Annotated in this window: 15 protein-coding genes and 1 other RNA gene; 4 read left to right on the top strand and 12 right to left on the bottom strand. The window is 56.3% G+C overall.

All coding sequences use genetic code 11. From position 1 onward, the window contains the following. Positions 1-9: 9 nt before the first annotated feature. From ubiH to IM267_RS08195, 3 genes are read right to left on the bottom strand one after another with little or no spacing between them, the layout of a single operon-like run. Positions 10-1,188: a 2-octaprenyl-6-methoxyphenyl hydroxylase gene (gene ubiH, locus IM267_RS08205; protein WP_193033160.1), complete on the bottom strand. Its 1,179-nt coding sequence runs from the start codon at positions 1,186-1,188 to the stop codon at positions 10-12. Continuing rightward, positions 1,185-2,498: a Xaa-Pro aminopeptidase gene (pepP, locus tag IM267_RS08200; RefSeq protein WP_131636454.1), complete on the bottom strand. Its 1,314-nt coding sequence runs from the start codon at positions 2,496-2,498 to the stop codon at positions 1,185-1,187. The genes ubiH and pepP overlap by 4 nt, the downstream gene beginning before the upstream one ends. A gap of 31 nt (positions 2,499-2,529) precedes the next feature. Then, positions 2,530-3,108 (bottom strand): YecA family protein, encoded by a 579-nt coding sequence (locus IM267_RS08195; protein ID WP_003860099.1) that lies wholly within the window; start codon positions 3,106-3,108, stop codon positions 2,530-2,532. 167 nt (positions 3,109-3,275) lie between these two features. Here IM267_RS08195 and zapA point away from each other — a divergent pair, with 167 nt between their 5' ends. The 3 genes from zapA (at position 3,276) to IM267_RS08180 (ending at position 4,451) form a co-directional block, all read left to right on the top strand. After that, on the top strand, positions 3,276-3,605 hold the full coding sequence (gene zapA / locus IM267_RS08190; RefSeq protein ID WP_006811891.1) for a cell division protein ZapA: 330 nt from the start codon (positions 3,276-3,278) through the stop codon (positions 3,603-3,605). Positions 3,606-3,646: 41 nt separating this feature from the next. Beyond that, positions 3,647-3,830: non-coding RNA, 6S RNA (gene ssrS, locus IM267_RS08185), on the top strand. 24 nt (positions 3,831-3,854) lie between these two features. After that, a complete protein-coding gene (locus IM267_RS08180; RefSeq protein WP_193033159.1) occupies positions 3,855-4,451 on the top strand; it encodes a 5-formyltetrahydrofolate cyclo-ligase in 597 nt (198 codons plus the stop codon). A 155-nt stretch (positions 4,452-4,606) separates the two neighbouring features. Here IM267_RS08180 and serA read toward each other — a convergent pair whose 3' ends face one another. Both serA and rpiA read right to left on the bottom strand, forming a co-directional pair. Then, a complete protein-coding gene (gene serA, locus IM267_RS08175; RefSeq protein WP_063452002.1) occupies positions 4,607-5,839 on the bottom strand; it encodes a phosphoglycerate dehydrogenase in 1,233 nt (410 codons plus the stop codon). A 267-nt stretch (positions 5,840-6,106) separates the two neighbouring features. Next, a complete protein-coding gene (rpiA, locus tag IM267_RS08170; protein ID WP_047355196.1) occupies positions 6,107-6,766 on the bottom strand; it encodes a ribose-5-phosphate isomerase RpiA in 660 nt (219 codons plus the stop codon). A gap of 127 nt (positions 6,767-6,893) precedes the next feature. Here rpiA and argP point away from each other — a divergent pair, with 127 nt between their 5' ends. Next, positions 6,894-7,787, top strand: coding sequence for a DNA-binding transcriptional regulator ArgP (argP, locus tag IM267_RS08165; RefSeq protein ID WP_003860089.1), 894 nt, complete (start codon positions 6,894-6,896; stop codon positions 7,785-7,787). Positions 7,788-7,830: 43 nt separating this feature from the next. Here the strand turns inward: argP and IM267_RS08160 are convergent, their stop codons facing one another. The 7 genes from IM267_RS08160 to tkt form a co-directional block, all read right to left on the bottom strand. Continuing rightward, on the bottom strand, positions 7,831-8,553 hold the full coding sequence (locus IM267_RS08160) for an oxidative stress defense protein (protein WP_063867868.1): 723 nt from the start codon (positions 8,551-8,553) through the stop codon (positions 7,831-7,833). 93 nt (positions 8,554-8,646) lie between these two features. Then, entirely contained in the window at positions 8,647-9,282 is a 636-nt protein-coding gene (gene argO, locus IM267_RS08155; protein WP_193033158.1) for an arginine exporter ArgO, read from the bottom strand. Between the two features lie 145 nt (positions 9,283-9,427). Continuing rightward, the gene (mscS, locus tag IM267_RS08150) at positions 9,428-10,282 is read right to left on the bottom strand and encodes a small-conductance mechanosensitive channel MscS (protein ID WP_063452005.1); all 855 of its coding nucleotides are present in this window, start codon (positions 10,280-10,282) and stop codon (positions 9,428-9,430) included. 188 nt (positions 10,283-10,470) lie between these two features. Beyond that, the gene (gene fbaA, locus IM267_RS08145; RefSeq protein WP_063867865.1) at positions 10,471-11,550 is read right to left on the bottom strand and encodes a class II fructose-bisphosphate aldolase; all 1,080 of its coding nucleotides are present in this window, start codon (positions 11,548-11,550) and stop codon (positions 10,471-10,473) included. A 92-nt stretch (positions 11,551-11,642) separates the two neighbouring features. After that, positions 11,643-12,806, bottom strand: a complete 1,164-nt coding sequence (gene pgk, locus IM267_RS08140) for a phosphoglycerate kinase (protein ID WP_028014337.1) — start codon at positions 12,804-12,806, stop codon at positions 11,643-11,645. Between the two features lie 49 nt (positions 12,807-12,855). After that, the gene (gene epd / locus IM267_RS08135) at positions 12,856-13,875 is read right to left on the bottom strand and encodes an erythrose-4-phosphate dehydrogenase (RefSeq protein ID WP_063452007.1); all 1,020 of its coding nucleotides are present in this window, start codon (positions 13,873-13,875) and stop codon (positions 12,856-12,858) included. A 325-nt stretch (positions 13,876-14,200) separates the two neighbouring features. Beyond that, positions 14,201-16,192: a transketolase gene (gene tkt / locus IM267_RS08130; protein ID WP_063867863.1), complete on the bottom strand. Its 1,992-nt coding sequence runs from the start codon at positions 16,190-16,192 to the stop codon at positions 14,201-14,203. Positions 16,193-16,418 lie beyond the last annotated feature (226 nt).

The following is a 16,418-nucleotide window of genomic DNA, read 5'->3' as shown; positions in this document are numbered from 1 at the left end:
GATTACTCCTTAACGCGCGACCCAACCCAGGGTCCGCTGCGCCAGCACGTCACGTGCCGGAATGAACAGTTCCATCGCCATCAGCCCGAGGTTGCGACCCGCAACCAGCGGCGCCCAGCGATTGGCAAACAGGTGGACTAAACCGTCGGTAACGCCAATGGTCGCCGCCTTGTCCGCCTGACGTCGTTTCTGATAATGGCTCAGCACTGAGTATGCGCCACAATCCTGTTGTTCGCTCCACGTCCGGGCCAGGAGCTCGGCCAGACTCATCACGTCGCGCAGGCCAAGGTTGAAGCCTTGCCCGGCGATGGGGTGCAGCGTCTGCGCGGCGTTACCGACCAGCGCGACGCGGTGGGAAACCGTCTGCGATGCGGTCGTCAGCGAGAGCGGATAGGCCACGCGCTTACCGGCGTGGGTGATACGTCCAAGCCGCCAGCCGAAGGCCTTTTGCAGCTCGGAACAAAAACGTTCATCGGACCAGGAGAGCACCTCGTCGGCGCGATCCTGCGCATGGCACCACACCAGCGAGCAGCGTCCGTTCGACATCGGCAGCATGGCCAGTGGACCGTGCTCGGTGAAGCGCTCAAAGGCCCTGCCGTTATGCGCGCCTGCCGTGGAAACGTTAGCGATAACCGCCACCTGACCATAGGGTTGAGCGCGCCACTCTACGCCGCACTGCGTGGCGATCGACGAGCGTGAACCATCCGCCGCCACCAGCAGCTGCCCCTCCAGCGTGGTGCCATTGTCCAGCGTCACGCTGACGGCCTCGTCGCTGCGGCTAAAGCTGGCGACGCGCGCCGGACAGTGCAGCGTGACGCCAGGGGCATCCTGTAACAAACGGAACAGCCGCAGCCCCACGTCATGCAGTTCAACGACCTGCCCCAGCGCCTCAATTCGGTAATCGTGGGCATCCAGCGTCACAAACCCGGCGTGGCCGCGATCGCTGACGTGAACGGTGCCGATGGCCGTCGCGCAGTCCGCTATCGCCTGCCAGATGCCAATGCGCGAAAGCTGCTGGCAGGTTCCCTGGGCCAGTGCGATGGCGCGGGCATCGAAGCCGGGATGATCGGCCGCCTGCGGCGCGACAGCCTCAACAAGATGCACCGGAAGCTGACCTTTGGTTAACTGCGAAATGGCCAGCGCCAGGGTAGCGCCGGTCATGCCTCCGCCAACGATGATCACGCTCATACGCGTGCCGCCGCCATCAGCGCCTCGATATCGTCGGCGTTTTTCACCACGGTCGCGGTCAGGTTTTCGTTGCCGGTTTCGGTGATGACGATGTCGTCTTCAATACGAATGCCGATCCCGCGGTACTGGTCCGGCACGTCCGCATCCGGCGCGATGTACAGCCCCGGCTCAACGGTCAGCACCATGCCAGGCTCCAGCACGCGCGAACGATCCGTACCGTATGCGCCTACGTCGTGTACGTCGAGCCCCAGCCAGTGGCTCAGGCCGTGCATAAAGTACGGGCGATGGGCGTTTTCAGCGATAAGGGTGTCCACTTCGCCTTTCAGGATACCAAGCTTAACCAGCCCGCTGATCATGATGCGCACCACCTCGCCCGTCACGTCCTGGATAGAGGTGCCCGGACGGAACAGCGTCAGCGCGGTTTCAAGCGACTCCAGCACGATGTCATAGATTTCACGCTGCGCGGGCGTGAATTTGCCGTTCACCGGGAAGGTGCGCGTGATGTCGCCCGCATACCCCTGATATTCACAGCCGGCGTCAATCAGCACCAGATCGCCATCGCGCAGCTCACTTTCGTTTTCGGTGTAGTGCAGAATGCAGCCGTTTTCCCCGCCGCCAACGATGGTGTTGTAGGACGGGAAGCGCGCGCCGTGGCGGTTAAATTCATGGTGAATTTCGCCTTCCAGCTGGTACTCGAACATACCGGGACGGCACTTTTCCATGGCGCGAGTATGCGCCAGGGCGCTAATTTCGCCCGCGCGGCGCATCACGTTGAGTTCTTCTTCTGACTTGAACAGACGCATCTCGTGCACCACCGGACGCCAGTCCGTCAGCGTGGCGGGCGCGGAGAGGTTCTGCCTGGAGCCTTTGCGCAGCTTGTCCAGCGCGGTAAACACAATCTCATCCGCATAGGCGTATTCGCCCTGCGCGTGGTAGAGCACGTCGAGACCGTTAAGCAGCTGGTAAAGCTGCTGGTTGATTTCGCTGAAGGCCAGCGCGCGGTCTACGCCCAGCTTTTCCGGCGCTGCCTCTTGCCCCAGGCGGCGGCCAAACCAGATTTCCGCAGTTAAATCGCGCACGCGGTTGAAGATCACGCTGTGGTTGTGGGTGTCATCGCTTTTAATCAGCACCAGCACCGCTTCCGGCTCGTTGAAGCCGGTGAAGTACCAGAAATCGCTGCTCTGTCGATAGGGGTATTCGCTGTCGGCGCTGCGCGTCACTTCCGGCGCGGCAAAAATCAGGGCGGCGCTACCCGGCTGCATTTTTGCCAGCAGCGCCTGACGACGGCGAGAATACTCTTGATTCGAGATAACCATGACACCCTCCTGTGCGTTATTTTTCTTAATGTAAGGTCGGCTTACGAACTTCCGGCGCGGTCGGCTGCGAGCGCGTGAAGTTGTCGTGGCACAGCAGAGACGCCACGCGAACGTATTCGATAATCTCTTCGAGAGACATCTCCAGCTCTTCCTGATCTTCGTCTTCGTCGTAGCCAAGCTGCGCAATGTTACGCAGATCGTCGATCGCTTCACCCGCTTCGCCGGTCACTTTATCCAGTTTAGGCTGGGTGACGCCGAGGCCGAGCAGATAGTGATTTACCCAGCCCGCGAGCGCGTCGGCGCGATCGAAGACGCTGACATCATCGCCTTCAGGCAGATAAAGCTGAAAAAGAAAGCCATCGTCTTCCAGGGAATCGCTGGTTGCCGCATGCATTTTGCGCAGCGCTTCCGCCAGCTCGTGGCCAAACGCCAGCCCTTCGTTGGTGAGGTCGTGGATCAGCGGCTGCCAGGAGCTGTCGCTGTTTCCGCCGCACAGTATGCCGCTGATCAGACCGTGCATTTCGGCAGGGGTTAAACCGACTCCCTGCTGGTTCAGTAACTGGTTTAAATCCTTGTAACCAGGCATTTCGTTCTGTATAGACATACGCATTCATCATCAAAGGGAGGATATTCATGATATGCTACCACTTTGGACCCTGGTGATACCAGAAAAGGGCTTGTATCTTCACATCAGGGTAGCTATAGTGTCGCCCCTTCGCAGCCCCCGGGGCAGTAAGCGAAGGCAGCGCAGTCAATCAGCAGGAAGGTGGCATGTCTGCACAACCCGTCGATCTCCAGATTTTTGGCCGTTCACTGCGAGTGAATTGTCCACCTGAACAAAGGGATGCCCTGAATCAGGCTGCGGACGATTTGAATCAGCGGTTGCAAGATCTAAAAGAACGCACTAGAGTCACAAATACTGAGCAGCTGGTTTTCATCGCCGCGTTGAACATCAGCTATGAACTGACTCAGGAAAAAGCGAAGACCCGCGATTACGCGGCCAGCATGGAGCAGCGCATTAAAATGCTCCAGCAGACCATAGAACAGGCGTTGCTTGATCAAGGTCGCAATCCCGAAAGACCGGGACCAAAGTTTGAATAACACTTCGCAGTTGACTATGGTAGAGTAACTGTGAAGACAAAATTTCTCTGAGATGTTTGCAAGCGGGCCAGTCCCCTGAGCCGATATTTCATACCACAAGAATGTGGCGCTCCATGGTTGGTGAGCATGCTCGGTTCGTCCGAGAAGCCTTAAAACTATGACGACACATTCACCTTGAACCAAGGGTTCAAGGGTTACAGCCTGCGGCGGCATCTCGGAGATTCCCTCTCTCTTCTTCTACCGACTACCATGACTCAATTCCCTGAAGTTTCTGCCTCACGCCAGGATATCCGTCAGCTCATTCGCCAGCGTCGTCGCGCCTTAAGCGCCGAACAACAGGCACACTTTGCCCAGCAGGCCGCCTCCCGCATGATGGCCTATCCGCCCGTGGTGATGGCAAACACCGTCGCGCTGTTTCTCTCGTTTGACGGCGAGCTGGACACCCAGCCGCTTATCGACCAGCTCTGGCGCGCCGGGAAAAAAGTGTACCTGCCGGTACTGCATCCGTTCAGCCAGGGCAATCTGCTGTTTCTGCACTACCATCCGCACAGCGAGCTGGTGGTGAATCGTCTGAAAATTACCGAACCTAAACTCGACGTGCGCGACGTGTTGCCGCTTTCTGAGCTGGACGTGCTGATTACGCCGCTGGTGGCGTTTGATGAACAGGGCCAGCGATTAGGCATGGGCGGGGGTTTCTACGACAGAACGCTGCAAAACTGGCAGCGCTACGGGTTGCAGCCGGTAGGGTATGCGCATGATTGCCAGGCTGTAGAAGCGTTGCCTGTAGAGAAATGGGATATTCCGCTGCCGGCGGTAGTGACGCCCAGCAAAACGTGGCTTTGGTAGCATAAAGCCGGGTGGCGGCTGCGCCTTACCCGGCCTACATAAAACCTCGGAATTTGTAGGTCGGGTAAGCGTAAGCGCCACCCGACATCACAGACCGCACAACCATCGTAGGTCGGGTAAGGCGTAGCCGCCACCCGACACCACAGACCGCACCATCAGTACAGCAGACGCGCGCGAATCGTCCCCGGAATGGTCTTCATGCTCTGCAACGCTTTCTCGGCGATGTCTTCATCCGCTTCAATATCAATCACCACGTAGCCCATCTGCGAGTTGGTTTGCAGGTACTGCGCGGCGATGTTAACGCCCTGCTCGGCAAAGATCTGGTTGATGGCAGTCAGCACGCCCGGACGGTTCTCGTGGATGTGCAGCAGACGGCGACCGCCGTGCAGCGGCAGAGACACTTCCGGGAAGTTCACCGCAGAGAGCGTTGAACCGTTGTCAGAATATTTGCTCAGCTTACCCGCCACTTCGAGGCCGATGTTCTCCTGCGCTTCCTGGGTCGAGCCGCCGATGTGCGGCGTCAGGATCACGTTGTCGAACTCGCACAGCGGAGAGGTAAACGGATCGCTGTTGGTAGCCGGCTCCGTCGGAAATACGTCGATAGCCGCTCCCGCCAGATGTTTACGCTTCAGCGCGTCGCACAGCGCAGGAATGTCAACTACCGTACCGCGCGCGGCGTTGATCAGCAGCGAGCCCGGCTTCATCAGCGCCAGCTCCTCCGCGCCCATCATATTTTTGGTGGAGGCGTTTTCCGGCACGTGCAGGCTGACCACGTCGCTCATGTTCAGCAGGTCAGAAAGATGCTGCACCTGCGTCGCGTTACCCAGCGGCAGTTTGCTTTCGATATCGTAGAAAAATACGTGCATACCGAGGGATTCCGCCAGAATACCGAGCTGCGTACCGATATGGCCGTAACCGATAATCCCCAGCTTTTTACCACGCGCTTCGAAGGAGCCCGCGGCCAGCTTGTTCCACACCCCGCGGTGCGCTTTAGCGTTGGCTTCCGGAATGCCGCGAAGGAGCAGCAGCAGCTCGCCGATCACCAGCTCCGCTACGGAACGGGTGTTCGAGAACGGCGCGTTAAAGACCGGAATACCGCGCTTCGCGGCGGCGTTCAGATCAACCTGGTTGGTGCCGATGCAGAAACAGCCGATCGCCACCAGCTTTTCCGCCGCAGCAATAACGTCTTCAGTCAGTTGGGTACGGGATCGCAGGCCAATAAAATGGGCATCACGGATGGACGCTTTCAGCTCTTCGGAGTCCAGCGCGCCTTTGTGAAATTCGATGTTGGTGTAACCTGCCGCACGAAGGCTATCAAGCGCTTTCTGGTGCACGCCCTCGACCAGCAGGAATTTAATCTTGTCTTTCTCCAGTGATACCTTTGCCATTTACCCGACCCTGTTTTTTATCTGAACTGATGTTGTGCTGGATTGAAATCCCGTGCAGCCAACATATCAAAAAAAACTATTGCAGCAATATGAACGTTTGCGTCGGCACTCTGAAGAAAAGTCATACAGGGCAAAATGACAGAGGAAAATGCTGCGGATAATTGTGAACGTGGAAGGATCGGCAAATGAGGTGGAAAAACGTGACACAAGTCACCGAATTTAGCGCTTCAAAATTTTTTTAGCGGGGGGAGCGCTCCCCCCGTCAGATCATTTTACGATGGTTTTCACGCCGTCAGCCGTGCCGATCAGCGCCACGTCCGCGCCGCGGTTGGCAAACAACCCTACGGTCACGACGCCCGGAATGCCGTTAATCGCATTTTCCAGCGCAACGGCGTCGAGGATTTCGAGACCGTGAACGTCGAGGATGACGTTGCCGTTATCGGTCACCACACCCTGACGGTATTCCGGACGACCACCCAGCTTCACCAGCTGACGCGCTACGGCGCTGCGCGCCATCGGAATCACTTCAACCGGCAGCGGGAAATTCCCCAGAATATCGACCTGCTTGGAGGCATCCGCGATACAGATGAACTTGTCCGCTACTGACGCGATGATCTTTTCACGGGTCAGCGCCGCGCCGCCGCCTTTGATCATCTGCATGTGGCCGTTGATTTCATCCGCGCCATCAACGTAAATGCCCAGGCGGTCCACTTCGTTGAGGTCGAAAACGGTGATGCCAAGGCTCTTCAGCTTTTCCGTGGAAGCATCGGAGCTGGAAACTGCGCCCTCGATCTGCCCCTTCATCGTGCCCAGTGCATCGATAAAGTGTGCCGCCGTCGACCCCGTACCCACCCCGACAATGGTACCCGGCTGTACGTATTGGAGAGCGGCCCATCCTACTGCTTTTTTCAGTTCATCCTGCGTCATGATCGTTTTGCCTGTGGTATGAAAACTCAGGGCGCATTATAGAACACGTCGAATGGATTTCGTCTGCCACGAAGGGAAAATTGTGTCATAGTGCAGATTAAGCAAAATTAAGGAGTCAGCCAGAGCAATGAAACGTCCGGACTACAGAACACTACAGGCACTTGATGCAGTTATTCGTGAACGCGGTTTTGAGCGCGCGGCGCAAAAGCTGTGCATCACCCAGTCCGCCGTATCACAACGTATCAAACAGCTTGAAAACATGTTCGGGCAGCCGCTGCTGGTGCGTACCGTGCCGCCGCGCCCCACGGAGCAAGGACAAAAGCTTCTCGCCCTGCTGCGTCAGGTTGAACTGCTGGAAGATGAGTGGCTGGGCGATGAACAGACCGGCTCTACGCCGCTGCTGCTGTCGCTGGCGGTGAACGCCGACAGTCTGGCAACGTGGCTGCTGCCGGCCCTTGCGCCGGTGCTGGCCGACTCCCCAATCCGCCTGAACCTTCAGGTTGAAGACGAGACCCGCACTCAGGAACGCCTGCGCCGTGGCGAAGTGGTTGGGGCGGTCAGTATTCAGCCTCAGGCCCTGCCAAGCTGTCTGGTGGATCAGCTGGGCGCGCTGGATTACCTGTTTGTCGGTTCAAAAGCCTTTGCGGAGCGCTACTTCCCGAACGGCGTGACCCGCGCCGCGCTGCTGAAAGCCCCTGCCGTCGCGTTCGACCATCTGGACGATATGCATCAGGCGTTTTTGCAGCAAAACTTCGACCTGCCGCCGGGCAGCGTGCCGTGTCATATCGTTAACTCGTCCGAAGCCTTCGTACAGCTCGCGCGTCAGGGCACCACCTGCTGCATGATCCCGCATTTGCAGATTGAGAAAGAGTTGAAAAGCGGTGAGCTGATTGATTTAACGCCGGGGCTGTATCAGCGCCGGATGCTGTACTGGCACCGTTTTGCGCCTGAAAGCCGCATGATGCGCAACGTTACGGATGCGCTGCTGGCGTTTGGGCATAAAGTGTTGAGGCAGGATTAAAAAGAAAAGCCGGGTGGCGGCTACGCCTTACCCGGCCTACGGATTACTGAGCTGGCTTTTCAGTTGGCTCAAGCTGGAACACCACATCAACCTGATCGTCGAACTGAATGGTTGGCTGCTCGTAGGTTTCCTGAGCAGAAACCGGCGCGGCGTCTGCCTTCATCATCCGCACCATCGGGCTTGGCTGGTAGTTAGAGACGTGGTAACGCACGCTGTAAACCGGGCCGAGCTTGCTCTTGAAGCCGGATGCCAGCTGTTCCGCCTGATGAATGGCATCATTAATTGCCGCTTTACGCGCTTCGTCTTTATATTTCTCCGGTTGCGCAACGCCCAGCGAGACGGAACGGATTTCGTTCAGGCCTGCCTTCAGCGCACCATCCAGCAGCGAGTTGAGCTTATCAAGCTGGCGCAACGTCACTTCAACAGTACGCACGGCGCGGTAGCCTTTCAGGATGCTTTTACCGTTCTGGTAGTCGTAATCCGGTTGAGTACGCAGGTTCGCAGAGCTGATATCTTTTTTCGCAATACCGTTCTGTTCCAGGAAAGAGAGGTATTGCGCAACACGATCGTCTGCCTGTTTCTTGGCGGAAGCCGCATCTTTCGCCGCGACGTTCACTTCAATTGCCAGGGTTGCAACATCCGGAACCGCATCCACGCTTGCGGTGCCTGAAGTGACAATGTGCGGGCCGTTTGGCAGTTCATTCGCCTGCACCGACACCGAACCTAAACTTACTAATGCCGCCAGGGCCATCACCTTAAACTTCACTGTCATTCCTCCATGTTGCGAAGAGTGCCCCATCAACAGGGCTCATGCCAGCAAGCTTAGCGGCTCCTGCTCAGATGTCCATAAGACAAACGCTTAGTTGAACAATCCCTGTACGTGATGAATGCCCTCTTTCGCCAGCTGGAAGGCAATAAACCACATCACCAGCCCCACCAGCGTATTGATAATGCGCTGCGCTTTGGCGGTACGCAGTCGTGGCGCCAGCCACGCCGCCAGGATCGCCAGACCGAAGAACCAGAGGAAGGAGGCGCTGACCGTGCCCAGCGCAAACCAGCGCTTCGGCTCAACGTCCAGCTGACCACCCAGGCTGCCGAGTACCACGAACGTATCAAGGTAAACGTGCGGGTTAAGCCAGGTCACGGCGAGCATGGTGACGATAATCTTCCAGCGCCCCTGCTTCATCACTTCGGCGCTCGCCAGCTCAAGATTACTGCTCATGGCCGTTCTCAGGGCACCGAATCCGTACCACAGCAGAAACGCCACGCCGCCCCATGTAACCAGCGCCAGCAGCCACGGCGACTGCATCAGCAGCGCGCTGCCGCCAAAAATTCCGGCGCAAATCAGCAGCAGATCGCTCACCGCGCACAGCAGAGCAATCATCAGGTGGTACTGGCGACGGATGCCCTGGTTCATCACGAACGCATTTTGCGGGCCGAGGGGGATGATCATGGCTGCGCCTAACGCAAGCCCCTGAAAATAATAAGATAACATGACGTAATTCTCACAAAGTTGTCCTGGAGGCAGACTATACTGCGGGAATGTCATTAGAGGAAATGGATAATATTAATCGGGGATTAGTGAGACTAATAACAAAAAAGCCCGGTGGCGCTCGCGCTTACCGGGCCTACTGGTAACGTTACTCTGCTTCTTTGACTTTTTTGACGTTGACGTCCATCTGCGGGTACGGGAAGCTGATGCCGTTGGCATCGAAATCGCGCTTGATGCGCTCCAGCACGTCCCAGTAAACGTTTTGCAGATCGCTGCTTTTGCTCCAGATGCGTACCACAAAATTAATGGATGACGCGCCCAGCTCGTTCAGACGAACGGTCTGCTCGCGGTCCTTCAGAATGCGGTCGTCAGAATCAATGATGTTAGCGATCAGCGATTTCACCTGGTCGATATCGGAATCGTACGCCACGCTGATGATCAGCTCGTTACGACGCACCGGCTCGCGGGAGAAGTTAATGATATTGCCCGCAATGATTTTCCCGTTCGGTACCACAACAATACGACCGTCGACGGTACGCAGGGTGGTAGAGAAAATCTGTACCTGCAACACGGTACCGGCGATGCCGCCTAAATCCACATATTCACCGGAACGGAACGGACGGAAGGTCACCAGCAGTACGCCTGCCGCCAGGTTTGAAAGCGAACCCTGCAATGCCAGACCAATGGCCAGGCCGGCAGCACCGAGCACGGCGATGACGGATGCCGTCTGCACGCCTACGCGCCCCAGCGCGGCAATCAGCGTAAAGGCGATGATGCCGTAGCGCACCAGCGCGGAGAGGAAATCGGCGACCGTGGCGTCAATGTGTCGAGAGACCATCACCCGGTTGACAGCGTTCGAGACGATACGCGCCACGATCATCCCGACGATGATAATGGCAATAGCGGCAACAATATTCACGGCGTAGCTCAGCAGTAGCGCCTGGTTACGCACCAGCCAGTTACCCGCGTTATTGATGCTGTCTACAACATCAAGTTGTTCCATTTATTCTTCCTTTTGCTAAACCAAAACACAAAATCTATCCCTTGAGGGGACAGGCAGGTCAGTAAAGGGTAAACAAAAAGCGCAGGTATTGCCAAGCAGATCACAAAAACAGGTATTGCAGGATATTGAAAAAGCATAAAAAAAGGCCCGCGTTTGCGGGCCTTCTGATGCGCTGTTAGCGGGTCAAATTACAGAACGTCGATCGCGTTCAGTTCTTTGAATGCCTGCTCCAGACGCGTCACCATGGACGTCTGCGCAGCGCGCAGCCATACGCGTGGATCGTAGTATTTCTTGTTCGGCTGGTCTTCGCCTTTCGGGTTGCCCAGCTGGCCTTGCAGGTAAGCTTCGTTGGTTTTGTAGTATTGCAGGATACCGTCCCAGGTTGCCCATTGGGTGTCAGTATCGATGTTCATTTTCACTACGCCGTAGCTTACGGAATCTTTGATTTCCTGAGCAGAAGAACCGGAACCGCCGTGGAAGACGAAGTTCAGGCTGTTGTGCGGCAGGTTGTGTTTCTTGGAAACGTATTCCTGAGAATCGCGCAGGATGGTCGGGGTCAGAACCACGTTACCTGGCTTATAAACGCCGTGCACGTTACCGAAGGACGCTGCGATGGTGAAGCGCGGGCTGATTTTGCTCAGCTCGGTGTAAGCGTAATCAACGTCTTCTGGTTGGGTGTACAGTGCAGAAGCGTCCATGTGGCTGTTGTCCACGCCGTCTTCTTCACCGCCGGTGCAGCCCAGTTCGATTTCCAGGGTCATGCCCATTTTGGACATACGCGCCAGGTACTTAGAGCAGATCTCGATGTTTTCTTCCAGAGACTCTTCGGACAGGTCGATCATGTGAGAAGAGAACAGTGGCTTACCGGTTGCCGCGAAGTGTTTTTCACCCGCGTCCAGCAGACCGTCGATCCACGGCAGCAGTTTCTTCGCGCAGTGGTCAGTGTGCAGGATAACTGGAACACCGTAATGCTCAGCCATCTGGTGAACGTGGTGCGCACCAGAGATAGCGCCCAGGATAGCAGCACCCTGAGGAACGTCAGTTTTCACGCCTTTACCCGCGATGAACGCAGCGCCGCCGTTGGAGAACTGAACGATAACCGGTGCTTTAACTTTTGCAGCGGTTTCCAGTACGGCGTTGATGGAGTCGGTACCTACGCAGTTAACTGCTGGCAGAGCGAAGTTGTTTTCTTTAGCTACCTGGAACACTTTCTGTACGTCATCACCAGTGATAACGCCAGGTTTTACGAAATCAAAAATTTTAGACATGTTGCTTAGTCCTGTATCTTCGGCCGTTAGAAAAGGTGCGAGCTCTGATAAGCGCGCTGAAAATTGGGCAGGTTTCCCTGCCCCTGAATGGCTTACTTCTTAGCGCGCTCTTCGAGCATTGCTACTGCTGGCAGTACTTTGCCTTCCACGAATTCGAGGAATGCGCCGCCACCAGTGGAGATGTAGGAGATCTTGTCAGCGATACCGAACAGGTCGATAGCTGCCAGGGTGTCACCACCGCCTGCGATAGAGAACGCTTCGCTGTCTGCGATAGCGTTAGCAACGATTTCAGTCCCTTTGCGGAAGTTCGGGAATTCGAACACGCCGACTGGACCGTTCCACAGGATAGTTTTTGCGTTTTTCAGGATTTCAGCCAGTTTCTGTGCAGAAACGTCGCCCAGGTCCAGAATCTGCTCTTCATCTTTGATGTCGTTAACAGATTTCAGGGTCGCGGTAGCGGTTTCGGAGAACTCGGTTGCCACGCGAACGTCGGTTGGAACCGGGATATCGCAGGTGCCCAGCAGGCGTTTGGCTTCGTCAACCAGGTCTGCTTCGTACAGGGATTTACCCACGTTGTGGCCCTGAGCGGCAACGAAGGTGTTCGCGATACCACCGCCAACGATCAGCTGGTCAGCGATTTTGGACAGGGAATCCAGTACGGTCAGTTTGGTAGACACTTTAGAACCACCAACGATAGCAACCATTGGACGAGCAGGTTCTTTCAGTGCTTTACCCAGTGCTTCCAGTTCGTCAGCCAGCAGCGGACCTGCACACGCAACGTCTGCAAATTTACCGATACCGTGGGTAGATGCCTGCGCACGGTGAGCCGTACCGAATGCATCCATCACGAACACGTCGCACAGTGCAGCGTATTTTTTGGACAGGGTTTCGTCGTCTTTCTTTTCGCCTTTGTTGAAGCGAACGTTTTCCAGAACAACCAGCTCACCTTCGGCAACGTCTACGCCGTCCAGGTAATCTTTCACCAGGCGAACCGGGTTGGACAGTTTGTCTTTCAGGTAATTAACAACCGGCAGCAGAGAGAACTCTTCGTTGTACTCGCCTTCAGTTGGACGGCCCAGGTGGGAGGTGACCATCACTTTAGCGCCCTGCTTCAGAGCCAGTTCAATGGTTGGCAGAGATGCACGGATACGCGCGTCGCTGGTCACTTTGCCATCTTTAACCGGTACGTTCAGATCGGCACGGATGAAAACGCGTTTACCTGCCAGATCCAGATCGGTCATCTTAATTACAGACATGGTGAATCCTCTCGTTGATTCTTAAAGTTTTGCAAGCGCAAGGTGCGCTCTACCTGAAACCTTTTGCGGCCATGGCTAACGTGGTGTCGAGCATTCGGTTAGCAAAGCCCCATTCGTTATCACACCAGACCAGCGTCTTGATAAGGTGCGCACCACTGACTCGCGTCTGCGTGCCATCCACGATGGCGCTGTGCGGGTCGTGGTTAAAATCTACTGAGACCAACGGTAATTCCGTATAGTCAACTATACCATGAAATGCTCCCTGTGCCGCTTTTTGCAGCAACAGGTTGACTTCACAGGCTTTTACCGGTTTTTTTACCGTCACGCTAAGATCGATTGCGGTGACGTTTATCGTCGGAACACGCACGGCAATCGCTTCGAAACGGTCGTTAAACTGCGGGAAAATACGGGTGATCCCCGCAGCCAGTTTCGTATCCACCGGAATAATGGACTGGCTCGCCGCGCGAGTGCGTCGTAAATCCGGATGATAGGCGTCGATAACCTGCTGATCGTGCATGGCGGAGTGAATCGTGGTCACGGTGCCTGATTCAATGCCGTACGCATCGTCTAACAGTTTAATGACCGGAATAATGCAGTTGGTGGTGCAGGAGGCGTTGGAGACAATGCGGTGTTCAGCGTGCAGCTCGTGCTGGTTGACGCCAAACACGACGGTGGCGTCGAGGTCGTGGCTGCCGGGATGGGAGAACAGGACTTTTTTCGCACCGGCCTTCAGATGCGCTTCGCCATGTTCGCGGTTACCGTACACGCCGGTACAGTCCAGAACCACATCCACACCCAGTTCGCGCCAGGGCAGCCCTTCAATACTGTTCTCATGCAGCACGCGGATTGCATCGTCACCGACGAACAGCTGTTCCCTTTCCTGGCGAACGTCCCAGGCAAAGCGGCCGTGGCTGGTGTCATATTTCAATAAATGCGCCATGCCCGCAGCATCCGCCAGTTCATTGATTGCCACCACGGTGATTTCCGCACGACGCCCGGATTCATATAATGCACGAACCACGTTGCGCCCGATGCGACCGAAGCCATTAATCGCTACGCGTACGGTCATAGATCTCCTGCAAAGCTATCCCTGAGTCTGAGGTGGCTGAAAGAGTAATCCAGCGACGCCCGAAGGGGAATCCTTGCTGTCACAAACTGCGATTGATTGGTCAATTGTCGAACATTTAATCGACTGAAACGCTTCAGCAAGAATAAGCGAATCGCGGAATAAAAGGAATGGTTGTCCAGATGAATAAGCGAGCTATATGACTTGCGTCACATTTCTGGTGGAATAATGTCTACAAAAAAGCCGGGTGACGCTTACGCGTACCCGGCCTACGTTTTGTGCCATTTGTAGGCCCGGTAAGCGTAAGCGCCACCGGGCAAAACAGCAATTACAGCAGTTCTTTCGCCTTCGCGACAACGTTCTCAACGGTGAAGCCGAACTCTTCAAACAGCTGCTCAGCCGGTGCAGACTCACCGAAGGTGGTCATACCGACGATAGCACCGTTCAGGCCCACGTATTTGAACCAGTAGTCAGCGATACCCGCTTCCACCGCCACGCGAGCGGAAACCGCTTTAGGCAGTACGGATTCACGGTAAGCCGCATCCTGCTTGTCGAACGCATCGGTAGACGGCATGGAGACCACGCGCGCCTTCACGCCTTCGGCAGTCAGTTTTTCCCATGCTGCAACAGCCAGTTCAACTTCAGAACCGGTCGCGATGAAGATCAGCTCAGGCTGGCCCGCGCAATCTTTCAGCACGTAACCACCGCGCGCGATGTTCGCCAGCTGCTCTGGGGTACGCTCCTGCTGCGCCAGGTTCTGACGGGAGAGGATCAGCGCGGTCGGGCCGTCCTGACGCTCAACGCCGTATTTCCACGCCACCGCAGATTCAACCTGGTCACATGGACGCCATGTGCTCATGTTCGGGGTCACGCGCAGGGAAGCTACCTGCTCTACCGGCTGGTGAGTTGGACCATCTTCGCCCAGACCGATGGAGTCGTGGGTGTAGACCATCACCTGACGCTGTTTCATCAGCGCTGCCATACGCACGGCGTTACGTGCATATTCCACGAACATCAGGAAGGTAGAGGTGTACGGCAGGAAACCACCGTGCAGGGAGATACCGTTCGCGATAGCGGTCATACCGAATTCACGTACACCGTAATGGATGTAGTTACCGGCAGCATCTTCGTTGATTGGCTTAGATCCAGACCACAGGGTCAGGTTAGATGGCGCCAGGTCAGCGGAACCGCCGAGGAATTCTGGAAGCCATGGACCAAACGCTTCGATCGCATTCTGAGACGCTTTACGGCTGGCGATTTTAGACGGGTTCGCCTGCAATTTCGCAATGAACTCGTTCGCTTTCGCGTCGAAATCAGACGGCATGTCGCCTTTCATACGGCGGGTGAACTCGGCTGCTTCCTGCGGGAAGGCTTTTGCGTAAGCCGCAAACTTCTCGTTCCAGGCCGCTTCTTTCGCCTGGCCCACTTCTTTCGCATCCCACTGAGCATAGATCTCAGACGGGATTTCGAAGGCTGGGTGTTTCCAGCCAAGCGCTTCACGGGTCAGTGCGATTTCCGCGTCGCCCAGCGGTGCGCCGTGGGAGTCATGGGTGCCCGCTTTGTTCGGGGAGCCGAAGCCGATGATGGTTTTGCACATCAGCAGGGACGGTTTGTCGGTCACGGCGCGCGCTTCTTCTACTGCACGTTTAATCGAGTCAGCATCGTGGCCATCAACGCCACGCACAACGTGCCAGCCGTAGGCTTCGAAACGTGCAGCGGTGTCGTCAGTGAACCAGCCTTCAACGTGACCGTCGATGGAGATGCCGTTGTCGTCGTAGAACGCAACCAGTTTGCCCAGCTTCAGGGTACCTGCCAGGGAGCACACTTCGTGAGAAATGCCTTCCATCATGCAGCCGTCACCCAGGAACGCGTAGGTGAAGTGGTCAACGATGTCGTGGCCAGGACGGTTGAACTGTGCCGCCAGGGTCTTCTCAGCAATCGCCATACCCACTGCGTTCGCAATGCCCTGACCCAGCGGGCCGGTGGTGGTTTCAACGCCTGCGGTGTAGCCCACTTCCGGGTGACCTGGAGTTTTGGAGTGCAGCTGACGGAAGTTTTTCAGCTCTTCGATTGGCAGATCGTAGCCGGTGAGGTGCAGCAGGCTGTAGATCAGCATAGAGCCGTGGCCGTTAGACAGCACGAAACGGTCGCGGTCTGCCCATGCCGGGTTCTGTGGGTTGTGGTTAAGGAAATCACGCCACAGGACTTCGGCGATGTCAGCCATGCCCATTGGGGCACCCGGATGGCCGGATTTGGCTTTCTGTACTGCGTCCATGCTCAGCGCACGAATAGCATTAGCAAGCTCTTTACGTGAGGACATTTTAACTCCAGATCGGACTGTTAAAGGCCATGCCCTTGACGACAGCGCGTTTTGGGCTACGCCGGAAAAAAGTGCCAACAATGTAACCCAAGCCGCAGGGCATGTACATGGAGCATTCTTTTGCAGCTTAAGAAATCTCTGGATCATGCTCGCATGTTGCGCAATCTGCTCGCCCGCCCCTGTAGATATTCCTTATACTTAGCCCGACACCGGCTTCGTTGACGGT

Source organism: Enterobacter cloacae complex sp. P15RS, assembly GCF_014895905.1.
GTDB classification, from domain to species: domain Bacteria; phylum Pseudomonadota; class Gammaproteobacteria; order Enterobacterales; family Enterobacteriaceae; genus Enterobacter; species Enterobacter quasihormaechei.
Note: the sequence above shows the minus strand (reverse complement) of the source record. Positions and strands in the feature narration are given on the sequence as shown.

Bases quoted from the DNA above. Each gene is read 5' to 3' on its own strand.
- zapA (WP_006811891.1), top strand. From the start codon at position 3,276: ATGTCTGCACAACCCGTCGATCTCCAGATTTTTGGCCGTTCACTGCGA.
- IM267_RS08195 (WP_003860099.1), bottom strand. From the start codon at position 3,108: ATGTCTATACAGAACGAAATGCCTGGTTACAAGGATTTAAACCAGTTA.
- ubiH (WP_193033160.1), bottom strand. From the start codon at position 1,188: ATGAGCGTGATCATCGTTGGCGGAGGCATGACCGGCGCTACCCTGGCG.
- rpiA (WP_047355196.1), bottom strand. From the start codon at position 6,766: ATGACGCAGGATGAACTGAAAAAAGCAGTAGGATGGGCCGCTCTCCAA.
- fbaA (WP_063867865.1), bottom strand. From the start codon at position 11,550: ATGTCTAAAATTTTTGATTTCGTAAAACCTGGCGTTATCACTGGTGAT.
- argO (WP_193033158.1), bottom strand. From the start codon at position 9,282: ATGTTATCTTATTATTTTCAGGGGCTTGCGTTAGGCGCAGCCATGATC.
- argP (WP_003860089.1), top strand. From the start codon at position 6,894: ATGAAACGTCCGGACTACAGAACACTACAGGCACTTGATGCAGTTATT.
- IM267_RS08180 (WP_193033159.1), top strand. From the start codon at position 3,855: ATGACTCAATTCCCTGAAGTTTCTGCCTCACGCCAGGATATCCGTCAG.
- epd (WP_063452007.1), bottom strand. From the start codon at position 13,875: ATGACCGTACGCGTAGCGATTAATGGCTTCGGTCGCATCGGGCGCAAC.
- mscS (WP_063452005.1), bottom strand. From the start codon at position 10,282: ATGGAACAACTTGATGTTGTAGACAGCATCAATAACGCGGGTAACTGG.
- tkt (WP_063867863.1), bottom strand. From the start codon at position 16,192: ATGTCCTCACGTAAAGAGCTTGCTAATGCTATTCGTGCGCTGAGCATG.
- pgk (WP_028014337.1), bottom strand. From the start codon at position 12,806: ATGTCTGTAATTAAGATGACCGATCTGGATCTGGCAGGTAAACGCGTT.
- serA (WP_063452002.1), bottom strand. From the start codon at position 5,839: ATGGCAAAGGTATCACTGGAGAAAGACAAGATTAAATTCCTGCTGGTC.